At 48.5% G+C, this 19,662-nt stretch carries 19 protein-coding genes and 1 other annotated feature (1 of these 20 only partly in view); of the genes, 8 read left to right on the top strand and 11 right to left on the bottom strand.

Annotation, left to right across the window (positions count from 1 at the left end; genetic code table 11):
- The first annotated feature begins 150 nt into the window (after nucleotides 1–150).
- A complete protein-coding gene (locus tag G5B47_RS06435; protein WP_165095823.1) occupies nucleotides 151–1,053 on the top strand; it encodes an AraC family transcriptional regulator in 903 nt (300 codons plus the stop codon).
- Between the two features lie 47 nt (nucleotides 1,054–1,100).
- Here the strand turns inward: G5B47_RS06435 and G5B47_RS06430 are convergent, their stop codons facing one another.
- Nucleotides 1,101–1,517, bottom strand: coding sequence for a VOC family protein (locus tag G5B47_RS06430; RefSeq protein WP_165095820.1), 417 nt, complete (start codon nucleotides 1,515–1,517; stop codon nucleotides 1,101–1,103).
- Between the two features lie 143 nt (nucleotides 1,518–1,660).
- On the bottom strand, nucleotides 1,661–2,368 hold the full coding sequence (locus G5B47_RS06425; RefSeq protein WP_165095817.1) for a DUF421 domain-containing protein: 708 nt from the start codon (nucleotides 2,366–2,368) through the stop codon (nucleotides 1,661–1,663).
- Nucleotides 2,369–2,512: 144 nt separating this feature from the next.
- Between G5B47_RS06425 and G5B47_RS06420 the strand changes: the two genes are divergently transcribed.
- Both G5B47_RS06420 and G5B47_RS06415 read left to right on the top strand, forming a co-directional pair.
- Nucleotides 2,513–3,250 carry a glycosyltransferase gene (locus G5B47_RS06420; protein ID WP_165095815.1) on the top strand — a complete coding sequence of 246 codons (738 nt, stop codon included), beginning with the start codon at nucleotides 2,513–2,515 and terminating at the stop codon, nucleotides 3,248–3,250.
- Entirely contained in the window at nucleotides 3,250–3,981 is a 732-nt protein-coding gene (locus G5B47_RS06415; protein ID WP_165095813.1) for a glycosyltransferase, read from the top strand. The genes G5B47_RS06420 and G5B47_RS06415 overlap by 1 nt, the downstream gene beginning before the upstream one ends.
- Here G5B47_RS06415 and G5B47_RS06410 read toward each other — a convergent pair.
- The 4 genes from G5B47_RS06410 to G5B47_RS06395 form a co-directional block, all read right to left on the bottom strand.
- Nucleotides 3,976–4,716, bottom strand: coding sequence for an SDR family oxidoreductase (locus G5B47_RS06410; protein ID WP_165095810.1), 741 nt, complete (start codon nucleotides 4,714–4,716; stop codon nucleotides 3,976–3,978). The two genes, G5B47_RS06415 and G5B47_RS06410, sit on opposite strands and share 6 nt — an antisense overlap.
- A 370-nt stretch (nucleotides 4,717–5,086) precedes the next feature.
- The gene (locus G5B47_RS06405; protein ID WP_165095807.1) at nucleotides 5,087–5,527 is read right to left on the bottom strand and encodes a DUF6526 family protein; all 441 of its coding nucleotides are present in this window, start codon (nucleotides 5,525–5,527) and stop codon (nucleotides 5,087–5,089) included.
- A gap of 31 nt (nucleotides 5,528–5,558) precedes the next feature.
- Entirely contained in the window at nucleotides 5,559–5,900 is a 342-nt protein-coding gene (locus G5B47_RS06400; protein ID WP_165095804.1) for a zinc ribbon domain-containing protein YjdM, read from the bottom strand.
- A gap of 64 nt (nucleotides 5,901–5,964) precedes the next feature.
- Nucleotides 5,965–7,203, bottom strand: coding sequence for an ATP-binding protein (locus G5B47_RS06395; RefSeq protein WP_165095801.1), 1,239 nt, complete (start codon nucleotides 7,201–7,203; stop codon nucleotides 5,965–5,967).
- Nucleotides 7,204–7,340: 137 nt separating this feature from the next.
- On the opposite strand from G5B47_RS06395, the gene infC reads away from it, so the two are divergent.
- On the top strand, nucleotides 7,341–7,856 hold the full coding sequence (gene infC, locus G5B47_RS06390) for a translation initiation factor IF-3 (RefSeq protein WP_165095799.1): 516 nt from the start codon (nucleotides 7,341–7,343) through the stop codon (nucleotides 7,854–7,856).
- A 16-nt stretch (nucleotides 7,857–7,872) separates the two neighbouring features.
- On the opposite strand, the gene G5B47_RS06385 is transcribed toward infC, so the two are convergent.
- Nucleotides 7,873–8,157: an alpha/beta-type small acid-soluble spore protein gene (locus G5B47_RS06385; protein WP_165095796.1), complete on the bottom strand. Its 285-nt coding sequence runs from the start codon at nucleotides 8,155–8,157 to the stop codon at nucleotides 7,873–7,875.
- Nucleotides 8,158–8,359: 202 nt separating this feature from the next.
- On the opposite strand from G5B47_RS06385, the gene G5B47_RS06380 reads away from it, so the two are divergent.
- A complete protein-coding gene (locus tag G5B47_RS06380; protein ID WP_165095794.1) occupies nucleotides 8,360–11,632 on the top strand; it encodes a DEAD/DEAH box helicase in 3,273 nt (1,090 codons plus the stop codon).
- Between the two features lie 61 nt (nucleotides 11,633–11,693).
- On the opposite strand, the gene G5B47_RS06375 is transcribed toward G5B47_RS06380, so the two are convergent.
- Nucleotides 11,694–12,611, bottom strand: coding sequence for an NADP-dependent oxidoreductase (locus G5B47_RS06375; protein ID WP_328804470.1), 918 nt, complete (start codon nucleotides 12,609–12,611; stop codon nucleotides 11,694–11,696).
- 152 nt (nucleotides 12,612–12,763) lie between these two features.
- Here G5B47_RS06375 and G5B47_RS06370 point away from each other — a divergent pair, with 152 nt between their 5' ends.
- Both G5B47_RS06370 and G5B47_RS06365 read left to right on the top strand, forming a co-directional pair.
- Nucleotides 12,764–13,663 carry a LysR family transcriptional regulator gene (locus tag G5B47_RS06370; protein ID WP_165095791.1) on the top strand — a complete coding sequence of 300 codons (900 nt, stop codon included), beginning with the start codon at nucleotides 12,764–12,766 and terminating at the stop codon, nucleotides 13,661–13,663.
- 102 nt (nucleotides 13,664–13,765) lie between these two features.
- Entirely contained in the window at nucleotides 13,766–15,361 is a 1,596-nt protein-coding gene (locus G5B47_RS06365; RefSeq protein ID WP_165095789.1) for an L-lactate permease, read from the top strand.
- Between the two features lie 229 nt (nucleotides 15,362–15,590).
- Here the strand turns inward: G5B47_RS06365 and G5B47_RS06360 are convergent, their stop codons facing one another.
- Complete coding sequence (locus G5B47_RS06360) at nucleotides 15,591–16,364, bottom strand: sporulation protein (RefSeq protein WP_165095786.1); 774 nt, start codon at nucleotides 16,362–16,364, stop codon at nucleotides 15,591–15,593.
- Between the two features lie 151 nt (nucleotides 16,365–16,515).
- On the opposite strand from G5B47_RS06360, the gene G5B47_RS06355 reads away from it, so the two are divergent.
- On the top strand, nucleotides 16,516–16,800 hold the full coding sequence (locus G5B47_RS06355; RefSeq protein ID WP_165095783.1) for a transporter: 285 nt from the start codon (nucleotides 16,516–16,518) through the stop codon (nucleotides 16,798–16,800).
- 68 nt (nucleotides 16,801–16,868) lie between these two features.
- Here the strand turns inward: G5B47_RS06355 and G5B47_RS06350 are convergent, their stop codons facing one another.
- A complete protein-coding gene (locus G5B47_RS06350; protein WP_165095781.1) occupies nucleotides 16,869–17,729 on the bottom strand; it encodes a hypothetical protein in 861 nt (286 codons plus the stop codon).
- Between the two features lie 159 nt (nucleotides 17,730–17,888).
- Nucleotides 17,889–19,568, bottom strand: coding sequence for a glutamine--tRNA ligase/YqeY domain fusion protein (locus G5B47_RS06345; protein ID WP_165095778.1), 1,680 nt, complete (start codon nucleotides 19,566–19,568; stop codon nucleotides 17,889–17,891).
- Between the two features lie 73 nt (nucleotides 19,569–19,641).
- Nucleotides 19,642–19,662: a binding site (T-box leader), on the bottom strand; it runs 234 nt beyond the window's last position.

Here is a 19,662-nt window from a genome sequence, read left to right as displayed (position 1 = left end):
GCTTCGGCATCCTTATTATGCAACAAATGTAAAGGCGACCGTTATCCCATTCTGCTCAAATGATTGCCTAATCCTCTCACAATCATTTACGTTGCGTACGAATATGAATTATGATGGAACTATCAAGGATGGAGGAACGAGGAGGATCTTATGTCTGAACGAATATATAAACAGCAGGATGAGCTTGCCAAACTCATTGAGCGTTATTCAGGCCGGGACGGTGTTCACACGACTGCTATTCCGTCTTTATTTTTCACTCGTCGATCTAAAGTTACTGGATCAAATTTTGCAGTTTACAATCCTTCCTTTTGCATTGTCGTTCAGGGTGTGAAGGAGGTATTGCTGGGACAAGAGCGCTTTATTTACGGTCCTACCGATTACCTTGTTGCATCCGTTGATTTGCCGGTTACCGGACAAGTCATGGAAGCCTCCTCCCAAGTTCCGTATTTGTCTCTCAAACTTGAGTTTACCCCGGGTCAAATCTTAGAAATTTTAAGCGATTCTGAAGTTCGAGTTGACCCGAAAGAAAACGCTAAGCGAGGTATGTTTGTCAGCCGGATGGAATTATCTTTGTTGGATGCGGTAATCAGGTTAGCTCGTTTGCTAGACAATCCTAAGGATATCCCGGTACTTGCTCCTCTCATCACGAAGGAAATTCTCTATAGGGTTCTGCAAGAACAGCATGGGGCTACGCTGGAACAAATTGCAATAGAAGGAAGCAGCACCAAACGAATCAGAGACGTTATCGAACATATCATGAATAACTATGATACGTCTTTTCGGATTGAGGAGCTTTCGGAAATAGCGAATATGAGTGTTTCTTCGCTTCATAGACACTTTAAAGAGGTAACCGCTATGAGCCCGATTCAGTTTCAAAAACAACTGAGGCTGCAGGAAGCACGGCGTCTGTTATTATCCGAGTCAACAGATGCCGCGGATGTCGCATTCCGGGTAGGCTATGAAAGTCCGTCGCAATTCAGCCGTGAATATTCCCGAATGTTTGGTTTTTCACCTATACAAGATATAAAGCGCCTGCGGGCAATAAACGTATGAATCCCTGCTGGGCGGAGGTTCAAATGCTTGCACGAAAGGGACCCCGCCTATTCTCTCTCCCCGCAAATCATCAATTTGTTGCCGTCCGGGTCTTTCACGACGAACCAATGGTTGTTCTCGATTTCGGTCACAAACTCCGCACCAAGCTCTTTCAAATAGTCAAAGGAACCTTGCAGATTGCCCGTCATCAGCATAAAGGCGGGGGTCTCAATGGACGGAGGTCCGCCCGGTTTGTCCCCTCCCCACATTGGCATCATATCCAGCAGGATACCCGTTCCTTCCATCGGCAGCGGGCATAAGTGGCCAAAGAGGATTTCACAGTCCGCTTCATTCAGACCAAGTACCTTGCAGTACCAGCTCCGGGCCCTTTCGATATCCTTAACCGGCACAAACACACTTCCGATCTTGCTCTTGATTGGGCTGCTGGGCCTCGAAACTTCCTGACCTTGCGGTTGTTCGTTCATTGTTTCCCCTCCATTAATTTTCATTGAAACGCTTTCAAATACACAAATCAATTTAGCTGGGGCCTGATTAGCAAGGTATTTTTCACCATCATACCAAACGAATGTTCTGTTTTCAATTAAAATTTTTAGCAATCCTCTTATATTCATTCTTTATCAATCGGTTTCGTAATGCCATCCTTGTAGTAATCAAAGACGAGCTGGTGCTGGGTTCCCCGAACCCCGTAGAACACGTCGGAGATCTGCTTTCCCCTGCGTCTCAATTCGGAATCCAGCCATTCTCGGGTCAGCCCGTTATTCTTCAAATTCTCTTCGATAACTATTCCGTCCATGATCAATTCCACCGGAAAAGCCTGCTTGTGTGAACGAAGCTTCATATCCTTCTTGGTTACATATTGATGCTCGTCCTTTTTTAATACCGACACCGTTCCATTATCTTCGAGAACCGCATATTCCACTTCCTCGACGTTAAAAATCCCTTTTCCCCTCAAGGCTTGATCCAAAGAATCCATAGAATATCTTAATTTTCTCATGTTATCTTCCAAGATCCTCCCGCCTTCAATCAATATAGAGGGAGAACCCGATATTAACCTTCTCATTTTGCGGCTCTTCAGGGCGATGATCGATAATACAATGGATGTAACGGTAATGACAATAAGCGACAGCAGCAGATGGGTCCATTTCTGGGTTTCATTGAACGCCAGGTTGGCCGCGATGGTCCCAATGGTAATGCCGGTCACAAAATCACGCAGCGTCATGTTCGAAATCGTCTGTTTCCCGAGCAATTGGGCTACCAATAATAGCAGCAGAATCGCGGAAAAGGTGCGAATGATAATTCCTATATACGCTTCCATCTGTATGCTCCCTCCTTAAGCTCTAAGTATCTCCATATCGAATGGAAAGAAAACCTAGTAGATATGCCGTTACCCTTGCTTTCCATTCACATATTGTAGAGTGAACTAGTATTTGATTCTTACGAGAATAAGGGGAGCGATATAATGGGAGCCAGCCCGAAAAAATCCGTCAAACCGCAGGGAGTTTCCATTATTACCTGCACCAATCGCCAAGGCTATCTGGGAAACCTGTTAAGCAATTTCAGAAGGCAGTCGTTTTCCAAGAAAGAACTGATCATTATTGTCAACAGCAGCCAAATCCCTCTTGAACCCTATCAGCGTATTGCGAAAAAACATAAAAATATACGCGTCTTCCGCGTTCCGGGTCAAATCTCGCTCGGGGCTTGTTTAAACTATGCTGTCCGGAAGACGAAATACAGCTATATTGCCAAGTTCGACGACGATGATTACTATGCTCCCTATTATTTGACCGAAAGCCTCCGGGCCTTTCAGAGAACGAAAGCCGATATTATCGGAAAGCGTGCCCATTATATGTATTTGCGCGGATCGAAGACGCTTATCCTTCGTTTTGCTGAGGATGAGAACCGGCCTGTCACCAAGCTGCCGGGCGCGACGCTCGTCATTAAACGGGAGGTGTTAAACAAAGTCCGGTTTCCTGATCGAAGCGTGGGAGAAGATGACCTGTTCTGCGTAAGAAGCAAGAAGAAGGGGTACAAGGTGTATTCTGCTGAAAAAAATAATTTCGTGGCCATTCGGCGGAAAAATTCATCGAACCATACGTGGATTATCAGCGACAAGGAATTGATCGCCCACCACCGGAAAATCCCCGGCGTCAAAAATTACAAAAGCTTTGTACGAAGAAAGCCAAAGGGTGTTGTATAGTGGCGGACTCCGGCATTTCCCGCAATAAGCATGGGGTTTCGATCATCACTTGCACCAAGCGGGGGCAGTGTATGGACACTCTTTTTCATAACTACCGCAGACAGAATTATCGGCACAAAGAGCTTATTGTTATTTTAAATCATGACCATTTAAAGATGAACGAGTATATCCAGGCTGCAAAACGATTCAAGAACGTAAGGATATACCGCCTTCCGGAGCATGTATCGCTTGGAAGCTGCCTGAATTACGGCGTTCGGTTATCGCGGTACAACCTGATTGCCAAATTCGATGACGACGATTACTATGCTCCGGGCTATTTAACGGAAAGTGTGAGAACCCTGTTCAGAACAAACGCCGATATCGTAGGAAAACGGGCTCATTATATGCACTTAAGCGGCAGAAAAATGCTCCTGCTTCGCTACTATGACAAGGCCAATCAGTATGTTTCCCAGGTTCAAGGCGCGACCCTTCTCGTCAGACGGCATGTGTTCAGCCGCATTAAATTCCCGAATACCAACCGGGGCGAATGCGTAAAATTCTGTTCCGCCTGCCTGGCCAAAGGCTTCAGGATTTATTCGGGAAGCCCCCGCCATTTCATTGCGATGCGCAGAAGAAACTCCAAAGACCATACCTGGATCGTCAGCGACAAGCAGCTGTTATCAAGAAACGTTAAACTGCTGAAAGCAGGCAGCATCAGAGCCTATGCAGGACGAAGCCGGCATACTCTATAGCTCCTGTTTAGTCGGCCTTACAATGATTTCGTTAACCGCCACATTTTCCGGTTGAGAGATCGCATATAAAATCGAGTGGGCAATGGCCTCCGGAGACAATGCAACATCCCACGAATCCTCGATGCTCTTTTTAATATCCGGATTGGTAATGGTATTGGACAGCTCCGTTGCCACACCTCCGGGGCAAATGATCGTGGTACGGATGTTGTTCTCCGCTTCCTCTTGCCGCACAGCCTCCGTAATCGCCCGAACGGCAAACTTGGTGCCGGAATAAACCGCCCACGTCTTTCGGACGATGTGCCCTGTGACAGAAGAAACATCAATGATGTGCCCCTTCTTTTGTTCCCTCATATAGGGAAGAACCGCGCCGATCCCGTAAAGTACGCCTTTTATGTTCACGTCGATCATTTGGTCCCATTCGGAGACCTTTTTTTCATGCAAAAAAGAAAGCGGCATAATGCCCGCATTGTTAATCAGGACATCAATCCGCCCAAACGTCTCAATCGTGTAACGCGCAAGCTCCTCTACCTCTGCATGGGAAGCCACATCCGTCACTTTATATTCGGCAATGCCGCCTTCTTGCACGATGACAGACTTCAGCTCGCGCAACCGATCCTCGCGTCTTGCCGCCAGCACCACCTTGGCTCCGCTATTTGCAAGCACCTTCGCCGTAGCTTCACCAATTCCACTGGATGCTCCCGTTAAAATAACGACTTTTCCTACAACGTTTAACATATTAGACCACCCTTTCTTGATTCGAGATTATTCCAGTATAATACCTCGAGTGCACTCTAGGTCAAGGCTAATCTAGCTGTCGGCTATCTCCGCCAACAATGAAATTTGAGTGCCCGTAGGCATGGCCGTTGTCCTTCTCACCATATTTCGTGACAGTTCATCCCTTACCAGTTAAAATTCTTGAATAGGCTAAAGAGGAGAGGAAAAGCGATGAGCCAGCAGAAGAGAATTCTCATTCCCTTGGATGAAGTCACGCGGCAATTGCGGAGCAAGGCTAACTATAAACTAAAGGGCATCCTTGGCGGATGCCCTTTGATCTGGGAAAGGAGTCCCGGAAAACGAGTAGTAACGTACTCTATTCCTTGGCTCCCTAGATTCTGTAGTCGTCGGTTCTCCACTTCTGGATCGATTTTTTAATGGCATCGGGTGACAGCTGATCTGCCGCCGCCTTCTTGCAAAGTGCAGGAAATTCCTCATCGGAGGCAAACCGCAAAGCTACGATTTGTTTCACGCTAAGCCTCGGATCGAGCAGTTTTTGTGTCAATACATAGTGCCGGAGATTCTCTTCGGCCCGTATCGCCCGGTCCTGTGCTTTTAAAGGGTAAGAGCGAACTACTAGAAAAATAACGATGAACATGATAGAAATGATTAGAAAAAGGACTGCAGGAAACACCTGATTTCCCGCTTTCAATGATCTCGCCAGCTCTACTACAGCTGAAATAAACAAACCTGCTGTCAAAAGGGTAAGCAAAACGTGAAAAAGAGGATGTATCCTGCGATGATTAGTATAGTTTTGAGATTGCTGACTCATTTCTGCCCCCCCATTTTAAGGTTTATCGGTGTTATACCTTTTTGACAAATTCGGATTTCAAACTCATCGCCCCAAACCCGTCAATTTTGCAATCAATATCATGATCCCCGTCAACTAAACGTATATTTTTTACTTTTGTACCTACTTTTAAGACGGATGAACTTCCTTTTACTTTAAGATCCTTGATTATGGTCACTGTATCCCCATCGTTTAAGATATTGCCGTTCGCATCTTTGATAATCCTTTGATCTTGAGTAACCTCAGGTTCTGATTCTAAAGTCCACTCATGAGCACATTCCGGGCAAACATAAAGACCTCTGTCTTCGTAGGTATATTCGGAATTACATTTTGGACAATTGGGCAAATTAGACAACACTACATTCCTCCATTCGTTACATCCATACTAACATATCCTACCACTATGCTGTAAACGGCATTTAAGTAGGGATGGTTATGACAAATGTGGTGCCTTTGCCTTTTTCACTGTCGACTTCAATATTCCCTTTGACCTTATGGATGGCGCTATAGGCCATGAGCATCCCAAGACCCGTCCCTTCAGCTTTCGTGGAATAATAGGGCTTGCCCAGACGCGATATTTCTTCCTTGGTCATTCCGATTCCGGTGTCCTGGATACTGATCACGATGTTGTGCTTTTTCTCCGTTATATCAATGGACAGCGTGCCGCCGCCCTTCTCTTTCATCGCTTCGATCGCGTTCTTATACAGGTTAATCAAACATTGCTGGATCTGGTTCCTGTCGTAGCTTTTATTTAACGAGTTATTGAAGTTATATTTGACCTCGACTTGATGGATAGTGGCATAAGGCAGGATTAAATTTTTGGTATACTCCGACTCCGCTCTCAGGTTGGAATAGACCATGTTTTCGGACTGCGGCTTGGCAAAAGACAGATAATCGCTGACGATTTGCTCCGCCCGGCCCAGTTCCTGCAAAGATAACTCGATATAACCTTTTTCAACCGGTGTGAGGGTCTTCGATTTATTCAGAAGCTGCAGAAAACCGCCGGTAACGGTAAGCGGATTCCGGATTTCATGGGAAACGCTGGCCGCAAGCTCGCTGACGACATTTAGTCTCTCCGATTGCAAAAACCGGTCCCGATTCTTAATATTGGCGATGATCTGCTCAATCAGGACCATAATGACGCATATCACTCCGACATGAGTAGTTAAGGCATAGAAGGTGAGAATCCAGAACTGCCAATCGAGTGAGCCTACAATCCGGCTTAAAATGATCAGGTAACATCCCATGGTGAGCAAAGAAATAACAGTTGCGCTGACGATTCGGCCCTTCGGGTCCAGCTTCAGAAATCTGTTACTGAATAACGGGACCAGCGCGAATACGGCCGTTGAATAAAGAAACGAAGGAATTGTCCCGGCGCCGCCTACATAGAACCGGTAAATGTTTAACACGATATACAGCGGGAGAACATTCTTGTATCCTCCGTAAAGGGCCACGATAATAAACGGGATATATCTTAAATCATAAATAAAGCCCATTTCCAGCTTGATAGGTTTGGCAATACAAAGAATCATCGTGACGACCGACAGTAAAATGAGCATTTTTCGATTATAGGAATGGGTCCGGTTTTCGAAGAAAATCAGAACGATTACTACCGGAAAGAGTAAAAACAGGAAATTTAACAGTAAAGTTTCTAACAAGGCAAGACTTCCTTTCGGCCTCACTTAACTAATCCAATGAACAGGTTAATTTAATTATAATTAAAGATGAACGCGGATTCGATTGAAATTTGGCGTATAATGATAATGCTAATCATGATTCTTGGGAGGCTTCATACGTGCCAGTACTCATTAATGAACAAATCAAGGCATCCGAGGTGGTGCTGACCGGGCTTAATGGAGAGAATTTAGGGATCGTCTCCAGAGAAAAAGCGCTGGCCATGGCCAGATCCGAACGGGCGGACCTGGTCTGCACTTCGCTTATGAGCAGTCCCCCGCCCTGCAGCCTCGTTGCGAAGGGGACAGGAAAGGCGGCTGCCCGGAAGAGCGCTGCGCCAAGCAAGGCAGACGCCGGACGGGGAGCCGGAGGAGGCGGCAAAGAGAAGGTCAAGGAGCTTCGCTTCACCGCTCATATTGAGGAGCATGACTACGACACGAAGCTCCGGCAGGCGGACAAGCATCTGCGCACAGGCAAACCGGTACAGCTGGTCGTGAAAGCATCCGGCGCCAAAGAAGCGGCCGCCGCCAAGGCCGTGCTGGAGCGGCTGGTGACCGATCTGAAGGACGCCGGAGTAAAGGACACGGGTATCCAGACCAGCGGCAAAGGCTCCCAGGTAAAATTAAACCCTCGCTGATTGCCTTGGGAGAAGGTTAACGCTGCTCCCGGTTCGCTAATTGCTCTTGGGCCAGCCGGATCATCTCGCGGACCATGGAGCCGCCGATTTTGCCGCCGACATGGCCCACCGATTCCGTCGTCAGACCGCCATTTTCACCCGGCTGCAGGGGGACGCCAAGCTCCTTGGCCACTTCGTATTTCACGTCATCCGGGTGATTCGGATCAACGGCATACCCTTCATGCCGCATCACATCTGCTTTGAAGGTCTGCATTTCCTGCTCTACCCCCGGCACCGCATATTTTCGCTTTCTTCTGGCCATTCGGATCCACTCCCTCGAAGTCTTTTCCCCTAACATGCCCCGAGGTGACCCTCTTCATCCCGTATCCGCTTCACCAGTTCGAGTTACCATTCATTATAACGGACTCCCCTCACCATAGCGCGGGTAATATACATTATCAATAGGGAATGCTAAAATGGTCACGAACAAACATCTGTTCTATTATATAGAAAGGTGCCGGCCGATGAACATACCATTAACCAAACAATCGATCAAACAATGGTGCGGGCCTAATGCATATCAAAAAGGCAGCCGGTTGTGCCGCGCCAATAAAATTCATTTTAGACGATTCGACACCGAAGCGCATGAATATACAGCCGAAGTGAACGGCGGAAGCCGCCATGAGGTTCAGCTTTCATTTGACGGAAACGGCAAGCCGGAGGCGGTATGCACCTGTCCCTCGCTTGGCTCATACGACTCTTTTTGCCACCATATAGCCGCGGTGCTGATCCGACTCTGCGACATTCAGCTAACCGGCGACTCCACCGTCCCGCAGATTCCTGACGATCGCGGCCCCGGAGCAGCTCCCGGACGCGCCGAACCCGCCGCGATCACCGAGCGCATTCTCGAACTGTTCGACGATAAGCCTATACGCCCCATTCACAATAGAACCCTTGCGGAGACAAGAACACCTCTTAATGTGGAGTTTATTCTTAAGCTGCTCGACTTGGACCAAAAAACCGCGCTGTTCGGCATAGAGCTTAAAGCAGGCCCCAAAGCCTTATACATCGTTCAAAATATCGCTTCCTTCCTGGATCAGCTTGACCGGGGGGAAAGCTATGCTTTCTCAGCGAGATTCGGCTACAGCCCAGAGCTTCACACCTTTGCGAAAGAAGACGAGGCCGTTCTTCGGGCCTTGATGGAAATGATTCGGGACCGCGCCGCCTACCGCGAAACAGACCGCCTGCACTCAGTATATAGCTCTGGCAAAAGCGGCGACCGCATGCTGCTCATTTCGCCGCAGGCATGGGCGGGCCTCCTTCCCCTGCTGAAGCAGGCGCCGAAGGTCACCGTTATGGACGGGGAGATCAAATATGACGGCATTAGCCTGTCGGATGAGCCCCTGCCTCTTCGCTTCGAGCTGGGCGAAGCCGGTTCAGGGGACGTTTCGCTCCGTGTTCACGGCCTTGAGCAAATAACGGTTATGGAGCCATACGGGGCGGCATTCCTTCAGGGGAAGCTGCTCCCGATCCCTGCCAAACAAGGCAAGCGGCTTGCCGAACTAAAGGCCATTCTTGGCGATTCAGGTGCGGACGACATTCTTATTCCCGGCGGACAGATGCAGGCTTTTATGGAAAAAGCCGTCCCCGGCTTCATGAAGCTGGGCAGCGTCCGCATCGCCCCGGCCATTGCGGAGCAAGTAACGCAATCCCCGCTTCAGGCCAAGCTGTATCTGGACCGGGTGAAGGATCGTCTTCTCGCTGCCGTTGAATTTCAATACGGCGAGGTCGTCATTAATCCCCTGGAGGACGACCGTATGCGGCAGGGGGCGCCGCGCATTCTCATCCGCGACATGGAGGGCGAGCGGCAGATCATTGATATGATCGAGCAATGTCCGTTCACGAAGACAGAGGCCGGATACTTCATGAACGATGAAGAAGCCGAGTTCGACTTCCTCTATACGGTTGTCCCGCAGCTCGAGAAGCTGATGAAGGTGTACGCAACGACGGCGGTGAAATTGCGGGTGCACAAACTAAATACACTTCCTAAGGTCAGTATGCAGGTATCCGCAGCCGAACGAATGAACTGGCTTGAATTCCGCCTCAATATGGGGTGGATACCCGAAACCGAAATACGCGGTCTTGTGAAATCCCTGGAGGAAAAGCGGAGATACTACCGCCTGCCGAACGGTTCCTTGCTGCCGCTGGACAGCGCTGAGCTTCAGGAGATGTCGAGGTTCCTCAAGGACACGGGGCTGCTCTACACCGATATCATCGAATCGAAGATCCGGGTTCCTCTTGCCCGCAGCCTTCACCTGATCGATCATGAATTTGGCGGCCTGAAGCTCGACAAGCCGGTGCGTCAGCTTCTCTATAACCTGCGGAATCCGGACAATCTCGACTTCCCGGTTCCCGATTCGTTCACGAAGGTGCTCCGGGATTATCAAATTACAGGCTACCAGTGGCTGAAGACGCTGGCCCATTACGGATTCGGCGGCATTTTGGCGGATGACATGGGGCTGGGGAAGACCGTGCAGAGCATCGCCTTCATCGCTTCCGTTCTGCCGGAGATTCGGCAGCGGCGCATCCCTGTCCTCGTGATCTCGCCGGGGTCGCTTGTCTACAATTGGCGTAACGAACTGCGGAAGTTCGCACCCGGCATCCGCGTACTCATTGCAGATGGCAGCCAGAACGAGCGGGCGGAGAAAATGCAAAGGCTGGAGGACGCCGACGTCGTCCTTACCTCGTACCCGCTCCTGCTGAGGGATACGGATCTCTATGCCAAGCAGCCGTTTCACACACTCATTCTCGATGAGGCCCAGGCCTTCAAGAACGATGCAACGCAAACGGCTCGGGCCGTTAAATCGATCCCGGCCGATTACCGGTTCGCCTTGACCGGAACCCCTGTCGAGAACCGGATCGAAGAACTGTGGTCAATCTTTAGCGTCGTCTTCCCGGCATTGTTCCCTGACCGGAAGACGTTCGGCAACTTAACGCGCAAAGAGGTGGCCAAACGGGCGCGGCCTTTTATGCTGCGCAGGTGGAAGAGCGAGGTGCTTCAAGACCTGCCGGACAAAACCGAGTCGATCAAGCCGGCCGAGCTGCTGCCCGAACAGAAGAAGCTGTATGCCGCTTATTTGGCCAAGCTGCAGCAGGACACCCTGAAGCATCTAAGCGTGGACGGCTATCACAAGAGCCGGATCAAGATCTTGGCCGGTCTCACCCGGCTTCGGCAAATCTGCTGTCATCCCGCCCTTTTTATCGAAGATTACAAGGGAGGCTCGGCGAAGCTTACGCAGCTGATGGAAATCGTGGAGGAAGGTCTAGCCAACCGGAAACGCATGCTGATCTTCTCGCAATTCACGGAAATGCTCGGCTTCATTGGCAGAGCGCTGAGCGGTCAGGGTATTCCGTTCTTTTATTTGGACGGGTCTACGCCGGCGCGTGAGCGCGTCGAGCTGTGCGGCCGGTTCAACGATGGCGAAATGGACATCTTCCTCATTTCCCTGAAGGCGGGAGGAACCGGACTGAATTTAACCGGAGCCGATACCGTTATTCTCTATGACCTGTGGTGGAACCCGGCAGTTGAGCAGCAAGCCGCCGACCGCGCCCACCGGATGGGGCAGAAGAACGCCGTCCAGGTCATCCGCCTGATCACCCAAGACACGATGGAGGAAAAAATGTACGAGCTCCAGCACAAAAAGAAGCTCTTAATCGACGAAGTCATGGGCCCCGGCCAGGAGGAGGGAGCGTCGGCTCTTACCGAAGAGGAGCTGCGGGAGATTTTGATGATATGAATGTAAAATGGGACATGCATCCGCCGCATGTCCTATTTATGACAATCAAACGAACATTAGTTTAATCGACACTGAGCACAACCTTCCCTCGGCCGTGGCCAGTTTCTACCTCGCGGTGCGCGTCAGCCGCATGATCCAGCGAATAAACCTTTCGAATATGAATGTGCAGCTTTCCTTCCGAATAGAGCTCTACAAGATTTTGCAGCCGGGACACATTTCGTTTGCTTCGAATTTGTTTCACCCCTAATTTCTCCGCTTGCGCAAACGCAATGATCGTTCCGACGCGGCTTCTATCGTTCGCTATATCGACTGCCGCGAATAAGCCTTCTCCACCGGCCGCATCAAGACAAGCGTCTATTCCTTGCGGGGCAAGGAGTCGCAATGATTCAGTCATGTTTTCACCGTAAAGAACGGGAACCGCACCAAGCGATTTTAAATACTCATGGTTCGCTTCGCTTGCACTTCCGATAACGACGGCGCCTCGTTCCTTCGCCAGCTGTACGGCTACTGTGCCAACCGCTCCTGCAGCCCCGTTGATAAATAAGACATCGCCTTTGGCGACCTTTAGCTCTTCTATGGCGGTGTGTGCCGTTTGCGCAGCTCCAGAAAATCCGCCGGCCACCTCCCAAGGCATGTCGGTAGGCTTCGATACGATCTGACTAATAGGCACGACGATATATTCAGCATAAGATCCTAAATATTGAAAACCCAGAACGCCCTCCCCTATCTCAAATCCGGTCACACCGTCTCCCAGTTGATCTACTATTCCCGCGAACTCGTTACCAAGGACTGCAGGCAATTGTACCGTTGCGCCTGGAGGTATCCGACCTTTGCGTACTAAGCAATCGGCAGGCTGAACACCTGCTGCTTTTACCTTTATCCTTAACGTTCCCTGCCCCGCTTGCGGTATATCGAGCATCATCGCCTCAAGTACTCCAGGCGGTCCAAAAGAGGCGATCCCCATCGTTTTCATTTTCATGTTTATCCATTCCTTCCTTTGAAAGCAGCTAAAATTCCCGGGAACATATGGACTGCTTCGCACTTCTATTCTATAACCAACTTGTTATAATAAATAATATATCTTTCCTTATATGACTCATTCCTTTAAATATATGAATAGGAGTTGTACAGATGGAATTGCTGCAGTTGCATTATTTTCGGACGGTTGCCAAGCATGAGCATATGACAAAAGCTGCACAGGAACTTCATATTGCCCAGCCCGCGCTTAGCAAGACGATTGCGCGGTTAGAGAAGGATTTAGGCGTCCCGTTATTCGATCGGCAGGGAAGGCAAATCAAGCTCAATCCGATCGGAAAGGCTTTCCTTCGAAAGACAGAAGTTGCGCTCTCCGCATTGGAGGAAGGCAAGCGGATGGTTGCGGACATGGCAGGCCTCGAAGCCGGCAGTATTCACGTGGCTTCGCCTACCTTAAACCGGCTGTCTGCTCCTATAAGCGAGTTTCTTGACCAATATCCGGATATCCGGTTTCATCTTTCACAAGCCTCAACAGAAGAAATGGAGGAATTGCTCGAATCCGGAAAAGTCGACTTTGGGTTTACGGCGTTTCCCGTTAGAAAGCCCGGTATCCGCGAGCTTCCAGTGTTCTCCGAAAAAGCTTATCTCGCTGTTCCTCCCGGCCACTGGCTCGCTGAACGTGAAAGTATCGATCTGACTGAAGTGGCGAACGAACCATTTATCGGCTATAAAACAAATCATATCTTTCGAAAGCGGGATGAGGACCTGCTGTTGCAGGCTGGCATAACCCCCAAATTTGTATGCGAAGTAGATGAACCGGCTACAAAATCCAGCTTGGTAAGAGCCGGTCTGGGCCTTGCAATCGTAGGTGCCTGCAACAAAAGCGACGATGCCCCTAAATCTCCCATGACGCTGCTTCAAATTGAATCCCCCAGCAGCAAAAGCACGTTCCAGTTGGTTTGGCATGAGAAGCATTATTTGTCCAAGGCCGCACTAGCCTTCCGTGACTTTGCTGCAGCCTACTACCAAAAATCTAACAATGGAATTAATGTGTAGAAGTTTCTCGGATCATTCTCTGAACAGTGCTTCCTGAACCGTATATTTCTAATCAAGCGGTGGAATATTATTTTCACCAATGTGGTACTGGAGGCATTTGTGATGAATGGAACAACTGGAGACCAAGTGGATTTTAATCCGTTTAATAATCTGCTCATCTCCTCTATGGTAGCGGCTATTCCGATACTATTGTTTCTTTTGTGCTTGACCGTATTTAAAATGAAAGGTATTTATGCAGCCTTATTAAACTTGGCGGTTACCTTTTTGATCGCAATGTTTATATTTAAGCTACCTGTTGGCGATTCCATTGGAAGTGTCATACAAGGTACCATTCAAGCCATATGGCCCATTGGTTATATTATCATCATGGCCGTTTGGTTATATAAACTCTCTGTAGAGTCGGGGAAATTTGACGTATTGCGTGCAAGCATTGCCGGTATTTCGCAAGACCAGCGGATTCAGCTATTACTCATAGGCTTTTGTTTTAATGCCTTTCTTGAAGGCGCCGCCGGTTTCGGTGTTCCCATCGCAATCTGTGCAGTTCTATTAGTTTCCTTGGGATTCAAACCCTTACAAGCGGCTATGCTCTGCCTCATCGCAAACGGCGCTTCAGGAGCGTTCGGTGCGATCGGTATTCCTGTCGCGATCATAGGAACCTTGAATTTACAAGGGAATGTAACTTCAATGGACGTTTCCATGATGTCTGCACTAACGCTGCCCTTTATTAATTTCACGATTCCATTCTTACTCATATTCTTAATTAACGGATTCAAAGGGATCAAAGAAGTATTTCCGGCTATTTTAGTTGTATCTATTACCTATACCGTAACTCAAGCTATGATTGCCCTGTTTTTAGGTCCGGAATTAGCTGATATTATCCCCTCTTTATTGGCTATGGGAATGTTGGGTTTACTGTCGAAAAAGTGGAAGCCGAAACAAATCTTTTTACTGGGCAATCATAAGGTTACCCTTCAAAAACATACAACGGGTGATGTGATTAAGGCCTGGTCTCCATTTTATTTATTGAGTTTATTTATTTTAATGTGGAGCCTGCCCGCTTTTAAAGATTTATTTGCAAAAGGCGGGGCTCTTGCTTTTACCACATTGTCGTTTGGAATACCCGGATCGGCTTTACGTTCAAGCATCGATTTAATAAGTGTGACAGGTACACCCATATTGCTGGCCGGATTAACAACCATTATCACAACAAAATCTCTAGGGTTCACAAAAGGTATAGAGCTCTTTAAACAAACCATTGCGGAATTTTGGATTCCACTCGTTATGATTTCTGCCATTCTCGGTATTGCTAAATTAATGACTTACGCAGGATTAACAAATGCATTAGCTGAAGCCGTTGCTGCAACAGGAAGGTTCTTCCCGCTTTTATCGCCCATCTTAGGATGGATTGGGGTATTTATGACGGGGTCAGTAGTAAATAACAACACCTTGTTTACGCCTATCCAAGCTACAGCGGCTAACATTCTTGGAACGAATCCAACTTTACTGGTTACCGCTAACACCGCCGGGGGAGTAATGGCGAAACTCATTTCACCGCAATCTACAGTCATTGCAACCGCTGCCGTTGGTGAAACAGGCAAAGAATTTGAATTAACGAAAATGACTTTAAAATACAGTTTGGGACTACTGGCATTTGTTTGTCTCTGGACCTATGTATTATCAGAAGTCTTTAAATTTTAGGAGGAAATGGCGGCACGGGTAGAAACGAATCTCAAGCGTACGTAAATGCCTACAAGAGAGCAAAGCGTAATAAGAGCGGATCCCATTTCCGAAAGGACCTCACCACCATTATTAAGGCGCCAAACGGGGAATACACCTGTTTTGCAGGCATGTGGATGGTATGGTAGTCTCTGCAACAAGCAAAAGCCCGACTTCCTTAGAGAGGTCGAGCTTTGCGCTGCATTCCGTATTAGCTGTATCGGGAGATAAGCTGATGCAATTGGCTGGCCACCGCATGTACGCCGCGGCGCAGATCATTGCCGGTAAAGGTCACGCGGATAAAGCTTTCGTCCGTACCTATGGCTTCCGACAAGAAACCGCCAAGTCCGCGAGCTCTGCGGTCAATCTGGAGATACAGCTCCAAATTGTCCCCCCGGGGGAAGAACATCACTTCAAGCTCATCCAGCGCGCCGCGAAATTCGCGGGTCGGCACATACTCGAATTCCTGTACGAAGGGCAAGCCCGCGCCAAGACGGGGAGCATAATCATTCGACACTTCGCGCAGCCTGAAGCCCAGCTCATCCAGCGCGTCAAATACCACCTGCATGTTATCGCTTGGCAGTACCTCAAGATAATCATGGTCGCTTGGGTCCAGCGCCATCTTGATATCCAGCCCGGTCATCAGCCATACCGGTGTGTTGCGGTACGATACAGGCGCACGCTCGGGGACAGTCATTTCGAACGGAATTTCCCGAGTCTCCCCGGCCTGCAGCAAAAATCCCTCAGTAATGAGGATGCGCGCGATTTCAGTTTCGTGGGTTACCTTTCTATCATTTTCTTCTTTCTCATATTGAGTCTTTACATAAATATAAATCTTGTCAATTTGCTGCTCCACCTGGCCTCCGCGAATGGATACCACTCCGCGCAGTGTACCGCCGGCCACTACCTGCGCCTCCTCCAGCCGAGTGTCCACTTTAGCCGACCCGATGCCGACGCTTGCCAATACTTTTTTGAACATAGACATGTACCGGTTCCCCCTCCACAATAATTCATCCTTGCAAGACGTTCATGCTATGCACTACGCAGCATCTGGCTGATCCGTTTCAGCCAAGAACGAACTTTAAACTGGGCATATGCATATTATGAAAAGAAATCATGATGAAGGAGTGAATCAAATGGCGTTTTCGCCACTGCCCGGAACACCCGCCCAAGCCTTGTCTCCTCCCCCTGCCTTTATCCCGCCCAAACCTCCGGCATACGGATCTTATATCATCGACTGCGTGCAAAATTATACTTATGTCTGGTTATGGAACGGGGACAGTTTCTGGTATTTCCCCACTCGTGTGGAGTACGGAGAAGTTTCAGGCTATCGCTGGAGCGGGACGTTCTGGTATTATTACGGAATCGATCCAAGATTCATAAATGCGGTTTCTTGTCCTCCGATTCCTACGCTGTACTAATATTGAAGCAGCCTATGAGGCTCAGCAAGCTTTTAGGCTATCCTTTAGGGGATGGCCTTCTCTATTAATTAGATGACTCCATATTCGGATAACCTGCATATTGCCTCTAGAGTCACCCGGCCACGCCATTCCAATTCGGAAGCAGGACCTGGGGCTTCCCAGCTAATAGGCCATCCTCCGTCTGGCAATTGTTGTTTCAGAAGTTCCTCCAAGTGACCATCGATTTGGTTTTGAGTAAACAATGGCCTACAAATTGCGTCTGGTTTCGGTGCAAAGTGAAGAGGTGTCAGACCATAACTTTCTATCGGAGCATCAGGTATGAAAAATCGTGCTCGAGGAAGAGCTATAGCTATTGCATCCAAAAGGTTCATTGCCTTGGCCCTGTCAGGTATATATTCTGCCAAAGCAGCAGCACAACAAAGAGCATGGGCTTCAAAGGGAGGACTTTCGACAATCATTTGATAGCAAGTTTCCGTTGCCAGAGAGAGCCATTCGTGCTTGACTCCCTGATAATGAAGCAGCCCGCAAATCGCAGCTGTAGGATTAAGACCAGGAGTTAGGGTTGAATGTATCCAATGACTTGCCATAGGAGACTGATATGCGGATTCCTGAAAAAATGGGACGAGCCCCTTCTTGTTTGAAACGGATTCCAGAAAGCTGCATACAGAAGTTGCAAGTTCAACGTCAAGATATCCAGCTTCCTGGAGTGCTCCAAGGCCAAAAGAAATAAACAATGGTTGACTTTCTGGACAACGAACATCAGGTTCTAAGGCATGCCCCAGTCCACCATCCGAATTTTGATAGGCACGTACGATATTTCCGACAGATTGGGGAGGTGCGCCTTCATAATGAACCTCGAATAATCTTCGTTCCAATAAACGAGCATGTGTAAGCATGAATGTACGTGCTTTTGCCAAATGTCCAGTCATGATTAACCCACCAATCCATATAGAGTTAATTCACTACAAACTCATAAACACTTAAGGGCGCAGTCTAACGCAATCAGCTTGCCTCTACCTTGTTATACGTTTTTTTTAGCTTTTAACTCAACCATACCTCCGTGTCGCCAGACAAGTTTTTTCAGAGCCTCATCTTTTGCTCCAAGTATCCTTTAACGGTACGATACGGTTAAACACAAGCCGCTCACCGGTACTATATTTCTTATCGACGCAAAAATAACCGTGACGGAAGAATTGGAACTTCTGTTCCGGGCTGGCATGTTGAATGGAAGGCTCCATTAAAGCATCCTTTATGGTAACTAATGAGTCAGGGTTGATCTTCGTTGTCCAATCTCCGCTGTCTTCCTTCGGAATATCCTGGTCAAGCAGCAGTTTTTCATAAAGATTAACATCAACCTTGACCGCATGGTCCGCAGATACCCAATGAATCGTCCCCTTCACCTTACGCCCGGTAAACCCCGTGCCGCTCTTCGTAAGCGGGTCATATGTGCAGCGCAGCTCCGTAATTTCACCCGTAACGCTGTCTTTGATCACTTCTTCGCATCTGATAAAATACGCCCCCTTCAGCCTCACCTCCCCATTCGGACTAAGCCGGTGAAAGCCCTTGGATGGCTGCTCCATAAAATCGTCCCGCTCGATATAAATCGTTTTGGAAAAAGGAACCTCTCTTTTCCCCAGAGCCTCATTTTCGCTGTTGTTTTCAATCGTTAATCGTTCCGCGCCATCTTCAGGGTAGTTGGTAATGACGACTTTTAGAGGGTGCAAAACAGCCATGACGCTAACCGTCTTTTCTTTTAAATCCTGCCTGACGCAATGATCCAAGAGCGAAATATCTACCGTGCTTTGGGTTCGAATGCTGCCGATCTCCTCAATAAAACGGCGTATGCTCTCTGGCGTGAAGCCTCTTCTTCTTAAACCACGAATCGTTGGGAGCCGGGGATCATCCCAGCCGTCGACGTAGCCCCCTTCAACCAGCTGTCTCAAAAATCGCTTGCTCGTTACTACACCCGTTAAGTTCAGCCGCCCGAACTCCCTTTGCCGCGGAGGCTCAGGGGTACCAAGCTCCTTTAAGACCCATTCATACAAGGGACGGTGATCTTTGAATTCAATGGAGCATAGGGAATAGGTGATGCCCTCAATCGCATCTTGGATAGGATGAGCAAAATCGTACATCGGATAGATGCACCAGTCATTTCCAGTCCTGTAATGCTCAGCATGGATAATTCGGTAAATCACAGGATCACGCAGATTCAAATTGGGCGAGCCCATATCGATTTTGGCGCGAACGACCTTTGAAGAAGCCGGGAAGTCACCGTTTTTCATTTTGGCAAAAAGCTCCAGATTTTCATCAATGGACCGGTTTCGGTAAGGGCTGTTCTTCCCTGGCTCCGTCAAAGTCCCGCGATACTCTGTCACTTCGTTCGGTGTCAAATCACAGACGTAGGCCTTCCCACGCTTGATCAATGTGATTGCAGCGTTATATATTTCGTCCGAGTAGTCTGAGCCGTAATAGATATTTTCCCCCGGATCATATCCGAGCCACTTGATATCCTCAATGATCGCATTAACGTACTTGATGTCCTCCTTAAGAGGATTCGTATCGTCAAAACGTAAATTGAACGTTCCGTTAAACCTTTGGGCCACTGTAAAATTCGTATTTATGGCGTAGGCGCTCCCGATGTGAAGATATCCATTGGGTTCGGGAGGAAATCGCGTGCACATTTCTCTGCCAAACGGGCTCTTCTCAAGCTCCTCACTAATTAGACTAAGCAAAAAATTCTCGGTGTGATGCTCCTTGAGGCTACTCAATGTCGACTCCTCCTAATGAACTTGTTAAGTGATCATCCGATACAAAAAAAACTTCACCTCCAAGACTTCATGTCTTGGGGACGAAGTTGTCGCG

This window comes from Paenibacillus apii (genome assembly GCF_011043685.1).
In the GTDB taxonomy this organism is placed as follows: domain Bacteria; phylum Bacillota; class Bacilli; order Paenibacillales; family Paenibacillaceae; genus Paenibacillus_AQ; species Paenibacillus_AQ sabinae.
This window is presented reverse-complemented; position numbering and strand designations above follow the sequence as displayed.